The following is a 17590-nucleotide window of genomic DNA, read 5'->3' on the forward strand; positions in this document are numbered from 1 at the left end:
TTATTTGGTACACTAATTAGTTAACTTTTCTTAAAATATAATATTTAAAGTAAGAATTTTAACATTTTTTACACTTTTAGTCTAAAGTAAAACTTTAAAATCGATATAGATTTGTCTAAGTAATATTACAAGTACAAGGAATTCCTAAAAACATTTTTTAATCACTCAACGGCTGATAAAAAGTTGTTGTTCCAATAAATATTTTCTAAACTAAACCAAAAAACACCATGAAACATTTTTATTATATTATCGCCATTATATCACTGTTAGCCACTTTAAATTCTTGTACTGCAGACGAAATTGAAACTGAAACGCCAAAGGCTAAAATCGAAACTCGCGCTGACGTTGATCCAAATAATCCTGGCAGCATAATCCCACCAAAAAAATAACTTTTAGTTTTTAGTATTATTTTTTAAACATATTAAAAAGTTAAAAAAAATGTACTTTTACCTTTATATAATTAAGCACGATTGAAACTACTTACAACAATATTATTTTTTAGTATTTTTTTTATTAGCTGCGAGCGTAAAAATGAAAATTCTTATGCTCTAAACGCTAGTAAGTTAGATTCGTTGATTGCCACTTCAACAAACAAAAACAAAACTAAAAATGAAAGGTTACAAAAGGCTTTATTGGCCTCAGAAATTATTCAAAATAATGACACTTTAGTAACCTCTGCTGACTATTATTACCAATTGGCAGATTCATTTTTACAACTTGGGGAGACTGAAAAATGTCTGGAGTTACTTCAAAAACTGTATAAAAAATCAACATTATTAAAAGATAATGAAGGTATTCAAAATGCAAGCTACAGTATTGCAACTGTTTACAATAAAGAAACAAAATATGATTCTGCCTATTATTACTTTACAAAATCAGAAAAAGTTCTTTTGAAAAAAAAAAATGAGAATTTACTGGGAAATGTAAAGATATGGAAAGCAGAAATTTTATCTTTTAAAAATGACTACGTAGGTGCTGAAAAATTAGCGATTGAAGCCTTAAAATTTGGAATTGAAAAAAATAATAATCTACTGATTTACAATTGTTATCTCACTTTAGGAAGCACGCTGGTAGGTTTAAATAATTACGAAAAAGCTGTAGATTACTATAACAAAGCTATCGAAATTTCTGAAAAGTTAAAATCAAATCCAAATTATTTATCTTACAAATGCCAGCCTTATAATCATATCGCCAATATATATGTAAAAACCCAGGAATACGAAAAAGCGATTGCATTTGCGAAACAAGGATTAGCTATAGCCAATTTCAAAAAAACAGATCCTCCAATTTATTGTTATCTTACCAATAAACTGGCTTATTCTAAATTTAAACTGGGTAATAAATCGTCATTGAAACAGTTTGAAGAAACCTTAAAAATTGGCGAAAAAATAAATAATATTCCAGTTCAGATTACCTCAAAAACTTATTTAGGAGAATATCATTTAAATCAAAGAAACTTTTCAATAGCAAATTACTACTTAAAAGACGCATTGCTCAAGGCGCATGAAAATAATCTTTTTGAAGACGAACTCAACATTCTTAAATTATTAACCGTCGCAAATCCTGAGAACGAATTCTATTATACCAATAGATACATTAATCTTAAAGATAGTCTTCAGGCTGTAGAGCGTACTTCTCGTAATAAATATGCCCGGATAGAGTTTGAAACCGACCAGATAATTCAGGAAAAAATAGTAGCCGAGAATAAAAAGAATGAAATCTCAAAACAATTCATTCTGTATGCAATAATGAGTGCCCTGGTATTGCTATTATTGTTAATTATTTTATATCATAAAAACAGAAACATCAAACTTGAAAAACTGTTTCGCAAACAAGAACAAGCGCTAAACGATTCGCAGATTTATAATTTGATGCTTTCAAATCAGCAAAAAATGGAAGAAGGCAAACTTATCGAAAAGCAGCGTATTTCCAGAGAACTGCATGATGGCATAATTGGAAAATTGTCGGCAATACGAATGAATTTGTATGAAATAAAATACAGTCAATCAGAGGAAACAATAAAAAAACATCTGGTATATATCGCTCAGATGAGAAATATCGAAGAAGAAATTCGCAATCTGACACACGAACTCAATACGAATGTTTTTTCAGGATCTGATGATTTTGAAACCACGATAAAAGCATTATTTACGGAATTAAACCAAAATCCTATAACTAAAATAGATATAGAAATTGATCCGAGGATAGACTGGTCATTGGTGGATATAAATGTAAAAATGAATCTTTACAGAATTTTTCAGGAAGCATTGCAAAACATCAATAAATATGCTGATGCTCATGTCATAACAATTGCAATTGCCAAGAGTGAAACAGGTATAAGTATTCAAATTGCCGACAACGGTAAAGGTTTTGATTTGACGCAATCAAAAAAAGGAATTGGATTAAAAAACATGAATCATCGCGCAATGGAACTTAAGGGGCAATTCTCCCTGGAATCTCAACAAAATATTGGTACAAAAATAAATTTGTCAATTCCGATAGAATTCAATAGTTTTGAGTTTTAAAGACCAATGACAAAAAAAATACTAATAGTTGAAGACCACTCTTCGATGATTACTGGATATCAAACCATTCTCTCTCACAATAAGTTAGGGCATGAGTTAGAGTTTTATTCTGCAAATAATTGTAAGGCTGCTTATGATCGTATTTCAGATGAAACCCAGCCAATTTCTTTTGATTTGGTAATGCTGGATTATAGCTTGCCACCTTTCCCTGAAAAAGACATTTTGAATGGTGGTGATTTAGCACTTTTAGTTCACAAACATATTCCCGGTGCAAAAACATTAATTATTACTTCGCATTTTGAAAGTGTTATTTTGTACAATATTTTTCAAAAAACTCATGTCAACGGAATAATGGTCAAAACTGATTTTGACGATGAAGAATTGTTGTTGGCTTATGAAAAGCTCATGAATGGCGAAAGCTATTTTAGTAAAACTGCTAAAAAAGCAAAAACAGAACGCTTGTTGGCCGAAGGGCATTTTGATAGTGTTGACCGCCAAATCATAACACTTATTTCTCAGGGTTGTCAGATTAAAACCATTGCAAACACTATAAAAGTTTCTGAAGACACTGTTAAAAAACGCAAAAGTAAAATAAAAGATATTTTAGGCATTGATAAAGGCAATGACGAAGATATCCTGCGTGAGTGCAGATTACTACAAATGATATAGACGCAGTTTCCAACATCTTGTGTTATGCAAATCCTTTTTGCAGACTTCTTTCTTTTATACGAAATCATTTAAAAAATTCAAAATTTAGTAATTCTCTTTTAGATATTTTTTATCAAAAGAGTTCCTGTTACATTATTTTTTGATGTTTCTGCACGATTTATATTTTGGGTCAATTCTTATCTAGTAGCTGCCTTTTTCGTCTGTATAAAAAATGCGTAAACAACTTAAAATTTAAGTTCCATCCCTTAAAGGAGCTGAACTGTTCCTAATTTTTAACTTTTTTTACACTTTAGGTGTAAAACCGCACAAAACTCTTACACTAGCTTTGACATATCAAATTACTTCAGAATTATTTATAACCAGGAATTTTGAAGTTCATAAAAGCCATAAAAACAGCCTAATTGTATAGTAATACAAACATATCAATTGTTTGTAAAGTCTGTTTTTTTAGATTTTTCAAAATGAAAAGTCAAATGGTTCTGAATCTGCTTAAAAAGATAGTAGTACTCGATTTTTGAAAATTAGTAATCATAGAATTAATTACCAGTACAAATCATGAATACAACAGCAAAGAAAACGGCAATAGATTGGTCTTCACCAGATATTTTAAATCATCTGTTCCTGCATATAAAAAGTCCATTAGATTCTATTATCACCGCCAGTACTCCCAGCACATCCGGAAACGAGGTTAAAAATGAAATTATTTTTTCAAGCAGTAATGAAATTAATGATTTGATTGAGCAAATATTAAATGAAATTAAATCTAAATCAGTAAGCTTAACCATACAAAGCCGGCCTGATATTTTTGATATTTATGAATCAAATAAGAATGTTCAGGATGTATGTTCCGGCAAGATAACTCCCGAAAAAGTGACAAAAAACGATCAGAAATGGCTGATAAACTTAGAAAAAGAAATTTATAATTCTATTTCTAAAAACGATCTCGACTTATGTTATTTATCCTATAAAATGGCAGTAAGCGAAAGACAGCTTCATAGAAAAATTGCCAATTTAGTTTACTTAACTCCCAATAAATACATTCGAATCTTAAGGCTGCATAAAGCAAAGCAGCTAATCGATAATTATATTCAGGATTCCATTTCTCAGGTTTCTTATTCAGTTGGATATAATGATTCCCATTATTTTTCAAAATTGTTCATTGATCAATATAATATATCACCCAAAGCATTAATAAACTCATTAGCCTAAAGAGTCACAAAAGTCTATAAGATTCTTTAATGATTTTTTTAATCAAGCATAATTAAATAAACATAACCTTAAAAATATATATTATGAAACGAGTGCTTTTTTTCTTAGGCCAATTAGATGACAGAGATCTGGAATGGATGATCCAGAATGGTCAAAAAATAGAATTAAAAACTGGAGAAACATTGATCAGGAAAGGAAATTATGTAGATAATTTATACATTTTATTATCTGGCGAATTGTCTATTTTTTCAGATGGAATTGACGGAAAGGAAGTTGCTCTTCTTGGAGCGGGAGAAGTTGTTGGTGAAATGTCTTTCTTAGAATCCAGACCACCTTCAGTTTCTGTTATTTCAAAAAAAACATCTGTAATTTATAAAATATCCCGAAACGCAATAGAATTGAGGCTTTCTTCAAATCCGGATTTCAAAGCTAATTTTTATTATTCACTAGCATTATTTCTTTCCAACAGGTTAAGAAAAACAACAGATCGTTTGGGATATGGAATTCCTGAGGAAGAGGATTTAATTGATACAAAAGTATTAGATGTAGTTTCTCAGGCTGGTGCGCGCTTCGGTCAAATATTAAATAAGTTTTCTGAAGTTAAGTTAAGTGTTAATTATTAAGGCTCAAATATGAGGAATTACTTTTTGTGTGGCATTTTATTGATTAGTAGTCTCTTATACAGTCAGTCTGAAATTAAGTGCGATTTGATAGAGGTTTCAACTATTGCTTTTAGTAAAAATCCAAATATTAAATTTGCTAATTACGCTATTCAAAATGCTGAGGGTAATTTTCTAATTCAAAAGAGTATTTTTGACTTTAACCTAAATTCTGAAATTGCATATAAAAATGATAGATACAATCTTTTGGATGCTGATTCGAGGAATAAATACGTCGATAAAACGCTAAAAAGTAATTCGCTGGATGTTTCAGCGGGATTACAAAAAGCATTACGTTCCGGACAAATCCTGGATCTAAGCTTAAATTATAATTATAAAGATAGTAACTATCCGTACAACAATTTTAATGAGCTCGTTGGTCCTTTTTATGGTAATCATTTAAGCACTGTTAATCTTCAATTAACCCAGCCTCTTTTAAGAGGAAGGGGAGCAAAGATAACTACAGCCTTAGAAAAAGCTTCTGTTTTTTATATCAATAAAAGTAAATATGATTCTGAATTTACCAATTCTTATGAAGTTGAGCAAATTGGTATTGCCTATTGGAATTACTATACGTCGTATAAAAGTCTGGCCATTTATATTCAAAATGAAAATAGGGTAAGAGACGTATTAAATATGACTATTGAACTTGTAAAAGCGGATAAAAAACCAGAAAGTGATTTAGCTCAGGTCAATGCCGATTTAAGCAATCAGGAAAGGTTAACCGCTTCTGCAAAACAAGATTTATATAATGCAAGATTAAATTTAGGGAGAGTTATTGGTCTAATCGATGAAGAAAGTCAAAAATTGGATATTCCGGTTAATGACTTTCCCACTATTTCAGAATCCGGATATGTGGGGAGTATTAATAAAGAGGCACTTATTAAACTTGCCAAGGATAACAGAGGTGATGTAAAGGCAAATGGAGAAGAATACAAAGCAGTTGAATTTCAGTACCTTGTAGCAGAAAACAATCTAAAACCTGTATTGAATTTATCAGCATTTGCTTATTATGGAAGTACAAGCGCCGGAAATGGTATTGACCAATCCTGGGCTTCTCTTACTAATAATCACGGTCGGGACGTAGGAGGCGGAGCTAAACTAACATTTGCTTTTCCACTGAATAACAATCTGGCCAAAGGGAATTATGCAATACGTAAAATCGCTTTGCAAAATCAATCTACAATAAATGAAAACACGCAAAGAAATATTGAATTGAATATCGATATAGCAATCAATAATTTGATTAACAATGCTTTAATTGTCGAGAAATCAGAAGAAGCTTATGGTTTTTGTCTAAATGCATATAACAATGAACAGATAAAGTTTCAGGCAGGTTTGACTACACTTTTAAATTTGATGATATTTCAGGAAAGACTTACTTCTTCAGAATTACAAAATTTAAGCGCACGGGAACAATTTTCAAATGCAATCCTAATTCTTAGACATGAAACCGGTACCCTTATTTCTAAAGAAGAGCTTGGGTTCAAAATCACTCAAAATGCATTTTATACGATTCCGAAGACGGAAAATTAAAAATAAATAACATTATGTCAGCACCTTTTTTTAGAAAATCGGCATTAGAAAAACTTTCTACTCCAGAAAAACTTGATCAATTGATTAAAGTTACCGGCACAAAAGCCTGGATAGCTCTAATTACCATTATGGTGGCAGTTTTTACAGCATTAATCTGGTCATTTATGGGTACTGTAAAAACAAAATTGGATGTGGTTGGCGTTGTATTGGGTGGAGACGTTCATGAAGTAGTGGCTACTGCACAAGGACAATTAATAGACTTAAAAATAGCCATAGGTAATAATGTTAAAAAAGGAGATGTTATAGCTACAATACGTCAACCGGAACTATTTCAACAAATAGAAGATGCAAAAGTGGTATTGTCAGACAGAAAATTTGAAATGGAAAAGCTAATGTCTTACGGAAATCAAGGCGCTCAGTTACAAGGTCAAATAATTAGTCAGTCACGTGTAAGTATTACAGGTGAAATCGAATCCGAAAAAAAGAAAATCATATTTCTGAATAATCAATTGGAATCAGAGAATGCCCTTCTTGAAAAGAGTTTAATAACGAAATCGCAAGTTGCAACTACAAAACAACAAATAGAGGCTTCAAAAAATACAATCGAGAGATTAAAAGGACAAATCGTAGAAACATCCAGTCAACAAAATAATTTGGGATTTGATACACAACAGAAAGTTACATTACAAAGACAAAGAATTGCGGAAGCGGAAAGAAATCTTCAGTTTTTAACTGAAAAATATGACAATCAAAGAAATGTAAAAAGTCCGTATGACGGAGAAGTAGTGGAAGTTTTAACCGATGCCGGAATAGTAGTTTCAGCGGGATCTCCCTTATTTAAACTTAAAAATACACTTAATACAAAACAATCTCAACTAAGAGGAATTCTTTACATTCCTTCCAAAGATGGAAAAAAAATTAAAAAAGGAATGGAAGCTCTAATTGTACCTTCGACCGTGCAACCTGAAGAATATGGTTTTATAAAAGGAAAAGTAACGTATGTATCTGATTTTCCGATAACACAACAAGGAATGCTAACCTCTGTTAAAAATGATCAGCTTACCAAACAACTATTAACAGGCGGTCCTTTGTTTGAGGTTTACGTTGATTTTGAAAAAGATGCTGTATCGTATAGTGGCTATAAATGGACTTCTGCTAAAGGACCTGATATTTTTCTGAAAGAAGGCACGTCATGTTTAGGTAAAATTACTATTAAACAAGAGCCTCCTGTAACACTAGTTGTTCCTGCATTTAAGAAATTTTTCGACCTATATTGATCCATCAAATGAAAAATAACACAAACATACTTATCAAGAAACCAGCTAAGCCTGTTAAAGTACCGACTGTTTTACAAATGGAAGGCGTTGAATGTGGTGCCGCAGCTTTAAGTATTATTTTAGGACATTTTGGCAAGTTTGTTCCGTTAGAAAAATTGAGAATAGCGTGTGGAGTATCACGAGACGGATTGAAAGCGACCAATATTTTAAAAGCAGCCAAAGAGTACGGATTAGAAGGAAAAGGCTATGCGAAATCTATTGAAAAACTAATGCAATTAGAAACTCCATCGATTATCTTCTGGAATTTTAACCATTTTTTAGTCCTGGAGGGTTTTACAAAAAAGAGGGTTTACCTTAGTGATCCTGCACAAGGAAGATATTCTGTAAGTCATCAGGAATTTGACGATTGTTATACAGGTGTAGTTTTAACCTTTAGTCCATCAAAAGAATTTGAAAAAGGAAATCATAAAAAAGGATTAATGACATCTTTGATTTCAAGAATTGCTAATTCTAAATTAAGTATTGCCTACATTGTTATTACGAGCTTATTTTTAGTAATTCCAGGTTTAGTAATTCCTTCATTCCTTAAAATATTTATAGATAAATATTTGATCAATAATTTTTCAGGTTTTGTAATGCCCCTTTTACTAATTATGGGTGTAGTCTTAATTGTGAATGCTTCTTTGGTTTATCTCCAGCAGTACTTTTTACTTAAATTAGAAACAAAATTGGCGCTGGTAACTTCCAGTAAATTTCTTTGGCATGTTTTTCATTTACCAATTGCTTTTTTTACTCAACGATACAGTGGCGAAATAGGTAACAGAGTCGCATTAAATGATAAAGTAGCAAAACTACTAAGTGGTGATTTGGCAAATGCTGCATTAAATGTTATCGTGGTGATTTTTTATGCCATTTTAATGTTCTCTTATGATGTTCTCCTGACTTTAATTGGTGTTTTTATGGCAGCACTAAATGTTGCCGCCTTAAAGTATGTTTCAACAGCCAGAAAAGACGGAAGTAGAAGATTAAGCAATGAAATGGGAAAGTTATTAGGAACAACTACCTCAGGAATTAGTATGATTGAGACATTGAAATCATCTGGTAGAGAAAATGATTTTTTTACCAATTGGATCGGATATTTGGCAAAGGTAATGAACGCTCAACAGGAATTTGGATGGTTGACAATAAGGCTCAATATACTTCCAAATCTAATTTTATCTTTAACCAATACTCTCATTTTAGGAATCGGCGCATTAAGGATAATGGAAGGAGAAATGACTTTGGGAGCTTTAGTTGCTTTTACTTTCTTAATGAATAATTTTATTACTCCGGTCAACCAACTGGTATCGGCAGGAGCCATGCTGCACGAAACAGAAAGTGATATGGCGCGTATCGATGATGTAATGAACTATGAGATTGACAAACAATTTATAGAAACGGAAGATGAAACTATCCAAAAGACAAAAAATCAATTTACTAATAATAAATTGATTGGCTACTTCGAAATGAAGAATGTCACTTTTGGATATACTCGCACCATGCCTGCGTTAATAGAAAACTTTAGTTTAAAATTAAGACCCGGAAGCAGAGTAGCATTAGTTGGAGGTTCGGGGAGCGGAAAGTCGACCATTGCAAGAATAGCTTCAGGACTTTATGATCCGTGGGAGGGAGATATTTTACTTGATAATAAAAACAGAACTCATATACCCAGACATATCATAACAGAATCGTTAGCGGTAATAGATCAGGATGTCCTGGTTTTTAATGGTACCATCAAAGAAAATATTTCTTTTTGGGATACTATGATTCCTGAAAAAAACATCATAAACTCAGCAAGAGATGCTGATATTCATGATGTTATTGCTGCCAGAAGTGATGGGTACGAAAGTTCTGTATTAGAAGGTGGTTCGAATTTTAGTGGCGGACAACGTCAGCGAATAGAAATTGCAAGAGCATTAGTTTGTAACCCAACAATTTTAATTATGGATGAAGCTACAAGTGCGTTAGATTCTACTACAGAAAAAATTGTGATGGATAATATTAAGAAAAGAGGATGTACTTGTTTAATCGTTGCCCATAGATTAAGCACTATAATGGATTGTGATGAAATAATTGTAATGGAGTTAGGTAAAATCGTAGAACGAGGCTCTCATAAAGAATTATTAAAACAAAATGGTGTTTATGCAAAATTGATTGAAACAAAATAAAATTAAGATATGTCAACGAAAGATAAAATAGCTATAGGAGTTGAAGAACCATTGATACTGAATAGTTCCGGTAAATTCTGGATGGTACTTTCTGGTGAAGTAAATGTGTTTTATGCCAGAGTTGATGAAAACGGAGAATACCTATGTGCGCTAAAATATCTTTATTCTGCAAAAAAAGGAGAGCTATTATTTAGTTTACTATCTCCTGACTGTAAGGATGATATACGTTTAATTGTTTTTTCAAACGAGGCCAATTTATTATGTATAAATAAACACGAGCTCATTACTATAGATCATTTCTTTCTAAAAAGTATGATTGATAAATGGATCTTAAAAACGTCATTTAAAATTAATTCGGGTAACGCTCCAAAATCTTACACCACATTTGACAGCTATAATGATTTTATTTTAAATCAAAATACCATAGCATACCCTTCTCAGGGAATAAATTGGATCAGTTTAATTCAGGGAAAACTTTCCGTTTTCTCCGAACAGGAAGCTATTAACTCAGACGATACCCTACAATTTCCAATTCCTGTTTGTAATAAGTTATGGGTTAGATCCTTGTCTGAATTTTGTGAGCTGAAATTGATGAGTACCAGAGAGGTTTTAGAAGATGAAATTAATTTTTTAATTGCTTTAGAAAAATTACAAGTCCATTTTTACAATCAGCTTTGCAAAAATATGGAGATCAATAGTTTGTTCGAAAACAATAACCTCAATGATAAATTAATTCATCAGGAAGAAGAATTAAAAAATACTTTAGAAAAAATAAAATCTATAGTTACAGGTAGTAAAAAAAAATTACATCACCCGAATAATAAAAAGCAAAACATACTGTATTTAACATGTCAATTAATTGGAGAACATGCCGGCTTTACATGTCAGGAGCCAAAACATTTTGAATCAGATATACACAACGCAAACAATCTTCTATATGCTATTGCTCAAAGCTCTAAAGTAAGAATACGAAAAATTATTTTGAGAGATGTCTGGTGGAAAGATGAAAACGGGCATTTATTAGCCTTTATAAAAGAGTCTAATGAACCTGTTGCTCTTATACAGCAAAATTCGACAACTTATATCATCAAAAATCTTTCAAAAGGAACAGAAACTGTTGTCGATAATGAAATAGCCCAATCTTTAGATCCTATAGGGTATATGTTTTTTTCTGGATTTGATGTAAAAATGGATTCCATAAAAAAAGTAGTAAGTTTTGCTATGAATGGCGTAAAAAAAGATGCCAAACTATTATTACTGGCTTCTTTTCTCGGAAGTCTGATTGGTCTGTTAATTCCTGTACTGTCCGGGATGATATATGATGATGTAATACCAACTGCAGACAAATCTATACATTTAGAAATCTTCACGATTATGATCATTATAGCTTTGGTATCTGCCGGACTGCAGCTTACGCAAGGAGTCTTACAAATGAGAGTAGAGTCAAAATCCAGTATTAACCTGCAAGCCGGAGTGATGGACTATATACTTAGATTACCTGTAACCTTTTATAAAAAATATACTTCTGGTGACCTTACAAATAGAGTTCTAAGTATTAATTCAATAAGACAAATCCTTTCAAATACACTTATGACAGTTGTACTTAGTGGTGCATTTTCATTTGTAAATTTATTACTTCTTTTTTATTATGATTCGGGTTTAGCATGGGTAGGAGTTGGACTTGCTCTAATTGCTATTGTTTTTATGGTTGTAATGGGCTGGCTAAAATTGAAGCATGATCGTGGTGTGTCTCGATACGAAGGAGAAATTCAGGGTTTTCTTTTTGAGTTTTTATCCGGAATTAGTAAAATAAGAATAACCGGAGGTGAGAAAAGAATTTTTTCATTATGGGGTGACAAGTTTTCAAAATTAAAAAAATTAGGATTTAGTTCGGGGAGTTATCAAAACTTTGTAGAAGTTTTTAATAGCTCATATCCACTTTTTACAAGTATTTTATTTTTTTCATTTATATATTACACGGTTTTAAATGCTCAAAATGCTCAAAATCCCGCGATATTATCGGTAGGATCATTTATGGCTTTTATCATTTCCTTTAATAAATTTTTAAATGATAGTTTACGATTAAGTATGGCATTTATTACGTCTCTTAGCGTTATTCCTTTGTACGAAAGAGTAAAACCAATTTTAGAAGAAAAACCAGAATCGATAGAAGATAGTATTGATCCGGGTGAGTTAATGGGAGAAATTGAACTGAATTCTATTTCCTTTAGATATTATGAAGACCAGCCGCTAATTTTAAAAAATGTTACATTTAAAATAAAGCCCGGCGAAATGGTTGCTTTTGTTGGCGCGTCTGGTTCTGGAAAGTCAACAATCATGAGACTTTTATTAGGTTTTGAACACGCGGAGTTAGGTTCTATATTCTATGATGGAAACACATTTGACGCAATGAATAAAGAACTCACAAGACGACAAATAGGTGTAGTCCTGCAAAATGGAACTCTTATGTCGGGGAGTATTTATCAAAACATTGTGGGCAATTCAGAATTAACACTTGAAGATGCCTGGGAAGCAGCGCGTATGGCCGGTATGGAAGATGACATAAAGAATATGCCTATGGAAATGCATACCTTTATTAGTGAAGGAGCAGGCACATTTTCAGGAGGTCAAAGACAAAGATTAATGATTGCCAGAGCAATTGTTCATAAACCCAGATTATTATTTATGGATGAGGCCACAAGCGCTCTGGACAATAAAACTCAAAATATTGTAGCCGAAAGTTTAGATAAACTTCAGGCTACCCGCATCGTTATTGCACATAGGTTGAGTACTATAAAAAATGCTGACCGTATTTTTGTTCTGGAAAAAGGAGAAATCAAAGAATCAGGAACTTATGATGAGTTAATTCAAATGGAAGGTTTGTTTACAGAACTTGCTAAACGTCAAATTGCTTAACAATGGTAAATCAATCTCCTTTTAAAGAAGAAGTACCTCTCATTGATAATGGTCTTTCTGAGGAACTGAAAACCTACTTATCAAATAAATTTAAATCAAACAAAACAATACTTTCTTTCGAAAATGAAACAGGTATTGAATACTGGGAAGATCTTGCCAAAAAAATTACTGAGGATAAATTATTATTTAATGAATTAAAAAAGTGCTATCCGCAATTGAACTTTCCAATTGAATTAGGGATAGAAGAAAAACAAGAATACAAAGATGTAGTTTTGAAAGGTAAAACAGAAAATATAAAATTGGCTTCTGCATTAAGATTAAACGATCCTAAAAATATAACCCTCAAAATTGGTGAAAGTATTGCGGGTAAAATACCAATACTAACAGTTCCAGATCAAGAAGACTTTATAAAAATTCTGCAGTGCTTATTGTATAAAAATAATCCTAAACCTGTGCCGCAATCAATGGGTGCAGTTTTGATTAATGGACTCAATAATTGGCAAAAAATAGCTAGTTTAAAAAGTGATTGGTTAACAAGCCATACTGTAGATAATTGGAGCAAAGAGTTTTACCTGAATATTTTACCAAATTATAGCTTATATAAAGATAAGTTAATCATTATAAGTACAAAACCTTATAGTAATGTGTCTGCAAAGCAGTTGGGATTGAATGAAAGTCTTTGGTTATTGTATTCCCTTTCGATTAGAGAAAAACATGAATGTACCCATCTGTACACTCTTAAAAAATTCGGAATAGCGTCGAATAACCTGCACGATGAGTTAATTGCAGATTACATAGGAATTGTAAAAACAATTGGTAAATATAATAAGTCATGGATGTTTATGTTTATGGGGATTGAAAACTCTCCTAAGTACAGGCAAGGGGCAAGGTTGGAAAATTATATATCAGACGATAAATTGTCTAAAAATGATTTTATAAAGTTAATTGAGATAGTAAAAATGGCTATTGAAAACATTTCTATATTTGATGAATCTGCAGGGAAATTACAATCAAATATAGATCAAATGTGTAGAATAGACGCCCTTTGTGAAACAAGTCTGGAAGAATTATCATCTACAAATGGAGCTTCTTTACTTATTGATAATTATAATAAAAGGTTGTAAAAGGGAATTAAATTTTGAAGTATAGTCTTGTATTCTGTTTTGTAGGTTTGTCCCAGCCTGAAATAGCTTTAATAATTGTTGTTGTAAATGTCCTTTTTTGGGAAGTTATGAAAAGAGAATTTCATATGCCAGAGATTTGCTAGATAATAGATTTAAAGTGATGATTACTACATTAGTAGGCAAATAGCTTTAATAAAAAAGGAAAAAAAAGAACATTTTTACTTTGAATCTAAATCTATTAAAAAAAAGCTTGGCACGATGTAAAGGAAAAAGTTATCAATAGAAATTTTATTTTTCAGAACTTCCACCATTTTTTGTCCTTGTTTTTAGCTGTATCGGTAGCAATGTCTGAACCTAAACTCTCGCCTGAAATAGCTTTTGCGTCTTTACCAAATTGCTGATCCTCTGAAGACTCTGCATCTGCAAGCTCATTGAGGTTCTCGTCAAATGGATTTTTTTGGGATTTCAAATGAGATTGTAAATCCTGTGCAGAATCTTTATTAATATTTTCATTTGATTCTGAAGTAGAATCGTCGGTTATTTTTTGCAGGAAGCGGAAATTGAAGTCTATTGGCTTTTCTTTGCCAATTTCAAAAAAGTCGATTATATATTGGTTTTTATCCAGATTTACTGCCTTGATTCTCCCTTTTTTAAATACCTGGTGGGAAACCAGATCTTGACAAAACTTTGTTGTAGACAGTTTATTGTTATTCGAGTAACCATTCTTTAGATTTTGTTATGGTTTTTGTGTTATCTGAAACTTCAACATCAGGAGTTATCTTTCCGATGTATTTTTTCTTTGTTCTATCTTCGCAATAGGCAGTCGCTAAAAAAAGCATTGCTCCATTTGATAATTTAAAATTCTGATTTGCTGTAGTATAACCACTTGTTTTTGTTCCAAAAGATTTTGAATTTTCCCTGCCTAACAATGATATTGCTGCCATTTCTCCACTGCTACCTGTTAATGAATCAATTAATATTGCTATCTTGTTATGTAGGTTTTTGCATTTATACTTGTTTTTAGAAGTACTTTGCCATTTTATTCTTTTTCCTTTTGACACGAAATATCCGACAGTTCCATCTTCAATAATTGGGTTTAGCCCTGCTAACATTGGCCACATATTTCCGCCCCCATTTCCTCTTAAATCTACAATCCAGCCTTTTATGGAATATTTTTCATCCAATAATCGAATTTGTTTTCTTAATGTATCGGCATAGATAAAATTATCTTTTTCATTCATCGACAAATGTGTAGGTAGAGAAATATAGCCAATTGAATCATCGATAATTTTTGATGATGGATAATTTAAAGTTGTATCGTTTGATACTATTTTTTTTAAATTAGACTTATCAGAATAAAAAGAATGAAAATCTCCGTACTGTCGTAGTTTATCCAGAATTGAAGAAAAGATAATTTTATTTGAATCAACGTCATCCAATTTTGTAATTTTTGTCAAAATATCTCTACGGAATTCTTTCCAGTTTATGGAGTCAGTAACTATTGAGTATTCTTTAATGTATGTCAATATCTCATTGGATACTTTTTTTAACTCCTCTCTATCTTTATTTTGACTATAACAATTAGTCATAAGGATAACTACAAAGAATAGTGTAAATATATACTTCATACGATTATGATTTTAAATTTATGTGGTGTCCAAAATTGCCTACAACTTTCTGGCACTACCGCAGGTTTGATATTAAATTAATCTCTATTTTCGGATTTGCCGAACACGCGAAGCATCCGAGTCCTTGGAAAATATTGAAATTTTAAGTTGAAAACGAAGATTAGATAGTCGATTTTGGCATTTTAGAATAGTCTGTCAATCCCAATTTATTTCCGAACGGATCTTTGAACTCAACAGAGAGTCCGGTCTTAATCTCGAACGGCTCACTTAAAAACTCAACTCCTTTTTGTTTTAGGTCTTCGTATGCATCTTGAACATTGTCAACGGTGAACCAAATTGCGGGTTTCGCATTTTTAATAGTGGTCACAATAATTGCAGGTTCGTTACTACCAACTTTAAAAGCAGTCATACCTTTATCAGGAAAGTCAAACTTGATGCCAAGCCCAAGCTTTTTTGTATAGAACTCTTTTGCTTGGTCAATATTGTCGACAGGCAGAAAGAAATTATCGTAATTGTTAATGATACTCATGTTTTTCTGATTTTATTTGTGAATGGTCTATCGCCAGTTTTGTAAATTCTTGCCGCCCCTTTTGTCAGATGTAAAAGTGTTTGTTATTCGGATTATCCTTTGCAATCCACCCTTTATCTGCGAAATGGACTAAAAGAAAGATTCCAATTGTCCCGCCAATGAGTATGGCTTTTATAGCCGGCTTTGTGCCATTGGTAAGATTCTTTAGCGAATATAACAATAATATATTAAATCTCTTAGCTGTGCAGCAGTAGACTTTGAATGAGTTGTTTTACCTGGATGCTGTTTTGCTGTAGCTTAAAATCAGCTGATTTAGTTTTAGACCTCTATTGATCCAGTATCAGGAATTGCCCGGGGAATCTAGACCAGGGTATGCCCATCACTATTTAGTAAGCATAAAGATGAGTTTAAAGCAGGGCTGCAGATTTCAGCTTTATTCCGATTGATTCTCGCTTTTAGTTTCCTTTGAAGCTCGCCTTACAAGTGTATAGAACTCTTTTAAATGCCACCAGGCAGGGCACATCTCAAGGTCTCCTTTATAATGGTATATAGTAAGGAAACAGCTTTTAAGGAAAAGCTGGGAATCTGTGATTTTAGCCCAGGGCTTTAACTCCACTTCCTCAGGCAGGGGAGTGGCTTCAAAATAGCGTTTTATTTCTTCTGGGGTCATGGGGCAAAAATAGGTAAAAAGTTCAGGTTTGTCAAGGGGTGAGGGGGGGTTGTTGGCTTAAAATTTAAGTTATCTTCTCTGCTTTTGTTCCAACTATACTGGCAGTCATTAAATTATCGTGCCGAATTTATTTTTAGTTTTTAGAATCGGTTTCAAACCCCCTTTAAAGGGTCATTCTCTACAAGGTCCTTCAATGTCCTTTCAGGTTATGTCTTTGGGGCCGCTTTGGGGTTCCTTATAAGGGTTGTGCGGGTTATAGGGGTTGGGTGTTTTCTGCTGCGGTTTTTGGGTCTTTGATTTGGTTTGGGAATTACGGTGGTGCTTGTCGTAATTTTTTGCTATATCTTTTTCGGTTTGATATTATTTTTTTTTTTTGAGTTTTTTCCCGCTATCCGTTGCAATCTTTTCTGCCGAACGCCGGCAAAAAAGGATTTCCACTTCTATCGGGTAGGGCTGCTGAGGAGCCCGGCTCTTTAGACTAATAAAAATAAGTGAGATTATAAAAAAATGGCGCCAATTGTCTTCAATTGGCGCCATTTGGCTTGTTTGTGACCCCGACGGGACAAATTTCAACATTTTTTTTGGATGATTTGAAGATATTGGCCTACTACTGGTAAAGGCTGTCTTTCGTTGGCTTAAAG

At 32.5% G+C, this 17590-nt stretch carries 14 protein-coding genes; 10 read left to right on the plus strand and 4 right to left on the minus strand.

The window, feature by feature from the left end; all coding sequences use genetic code 11:
- Positions 1-227: 227 nt before the first annotated feature.
- The 10 genes from FLP_RS25515 to FLP_RS13665 all read left to right on the plus strand — a co-directional run bounded on the left by FLP_RS25515 (position 228) and on the right by FLP_RS13665 (position 14122).
- The gene (locus FLP_RS25515) at positions 228-389 is read left to right on the plus strand and encodes a hypothetical protein (protein WP_158596328.1); all 162 of its coding nucleotides are present in this window, start codon (positions 228-230) and stop codon (positions 387-389) included.
- A gap of 81 nt (positions 390-470) precedes the next feature.
- On the plus strand, positions 471-2525 hold the full coding sequence (locus FLP_RS13625; RefSeq protein ID WP_065450029.1) for a tetratricopeptide repeat-containing sensor histidine kinase: 2055 nt from the start codon (positions 471-473) through the stop codon (positions 2523-2525).
- Positions 2526-2531: 6 nt separating this feature from the next.
- Positions 2532-3194 carry a helix-turn-helix domain-containing protein gene (locus tag FLP_RS13630; RefSeq protein ID WP_065450030.1) on the plus strand — a complete coding sequence of 221 codons (663 nt, stop codon included), beginning with the start codon at positions 2532-2534 and terminating at the stop codon, positions 3192-3194.
- A gap of 555 nt (positions 3195-3749) precedes the next feature.
- Entirely contained in the window at positions 3750-4403 is a 654-nt protein-coding gene (locus FLP_RS13635; RefSeq protein WP_065450031.1) for a helix-turn-helix transcriptional regulator, read from the plus strand.
- 83 nt (positions 4404-4486) lie between these two features.
- Positions 4487-5026 (plus strand): cyclic nucleotide-binding domain-containing protein, encoded by a 540-nt coding sequence (locus tag FLP_RS13640; RefSeq protein ID WP_065450032.1) that lies wholly within the window; start codon positions 4487-4489, stop codon positions 5024-5026.
- Between the two features lie 9 nt (positions 5027-5035).
- Positions 5036-6598 carry a TolC family protein gene (locus FLP_RS13645; protein ID WP_083195874.1) on the plus strand — a complete coding sequence of 521 codons (1563 nt, stop codon included), beginning with the start codon at positions 5036-5038 and terminating at the stop codon, positions 6596-6598.
- Between the two features lie 14 nt (positions 6599-6612).
- Positions 6613-7875, plus strand: a complete 1263-nt coding sequence (locus tag FLP_RS13650; RefSeq protein WP_065450034.1) for an NHLP bacteriocin system secretion protein — start codon at positions 6613-6615, stop codon at positions 7873-7875.
- Positions 7876-7883: 8 nt separating this feature from the next.
- Positions 7884-10082, plus strand: a complete 2199-nt coding sequence (locus FLP_RS13655; RefSeq protein ID WP_065450035.1) for an NHLP family bacteriocin export ABC transporter peptidase/permease/ATPase subunit — start codon at positions 7884-7886, stop codon at positions 10080-10082.
- A 9-nt stretch (positions 10083-10091) separates the two neighbouring features.
- Positions 10092-12998 carry an NHLP bacteriocin export ABC transporter permease/ATPase subunit gene (locus FLP_RS13660; RefSeq protein WP_065450036.1) on the plus strand — a complete coding sequence of 969 codons (2907 nt, stop codon included), beginning with the start codon at positions 10092-10094 and terminating at the stop codon, positions 12996-12998.
- A gap of 2 nt (positions 12999-13000) precedes the next feature.
- On the plus strand, positions 13001-14122 hold the full coding sequence (locus tag FLP_RS13665) for a DUF7005 family protein (protein WP_065450037.1): 1122 nt from the start codon (positions 13001-13003) through the stop codon (positions 14120-14122).
- A 295-nt stretch (positions 14123-14417) separates the two neighbouring features.
- On the opposite strand, the gene FLP_RS25520 is transcribed toward FLP_RS13665, so the two are convergent.
- From FLP_RS25520 to FLP_RS13680, 4 genes are all read right to left on the minus strand, one after another.
- Positions 14418-14591 carry a hypothetical protein gene (locus FLP_RS25520; protein ID WP_165606679.1) on the minus strand — a complete coding sequence of 58 codons (174 nt, stop codon included), beginning with the start codon at positions 14589-14591 and terminating at the stop codon, positions 14418-14420.
- A 238-nt stretch (positions 14592-14829) separates the two neighbouring features.
- Positions 14830-15750, minus strand: coding sequence for a S41 family peptidase (locus FLP_RS13670; protein WP_083195875.1), 921 nt, complete (start codon positions 15748-15750; stop codon positions 14830-14832).
- Between the two features lie 160 nt (positions 15751-15910).
- On the minus strand, positions 15911-16279 hold the full coding sequence (locus FLP_RS13675) for a VOC family protein (protein ID WP_207797840.1): 369 nt from the start codon (positions 16277-16279) through the stop codon (positions 15911-15913).
- A 433-nt stretch (positions 16280-16712) separates the two neighbouring features.
- The gene (locus FLP_RS13680; protein ID WP_065450039.1) at positions 16713-16949 is read right to left on the minus strand and encodes a DUF6965 family protein; all 237 of its coding nucleotides are present in this window, start codon (positions 16947-16949) and stop codon (positions 16713-16715) included.
- Positions 16950-17590 lie beyond the last annotated feature (641 nt).

The sequence above is a fragment of the Flavobacterium piscis genome (genome assembly GCF_001686925.1).
GTDB lineage: Bacteria > Bacteroidota > Bacteroidia > Flavobacteriales > Flavobacteriaceae > Flavobacterium > Flavobacterium piscis.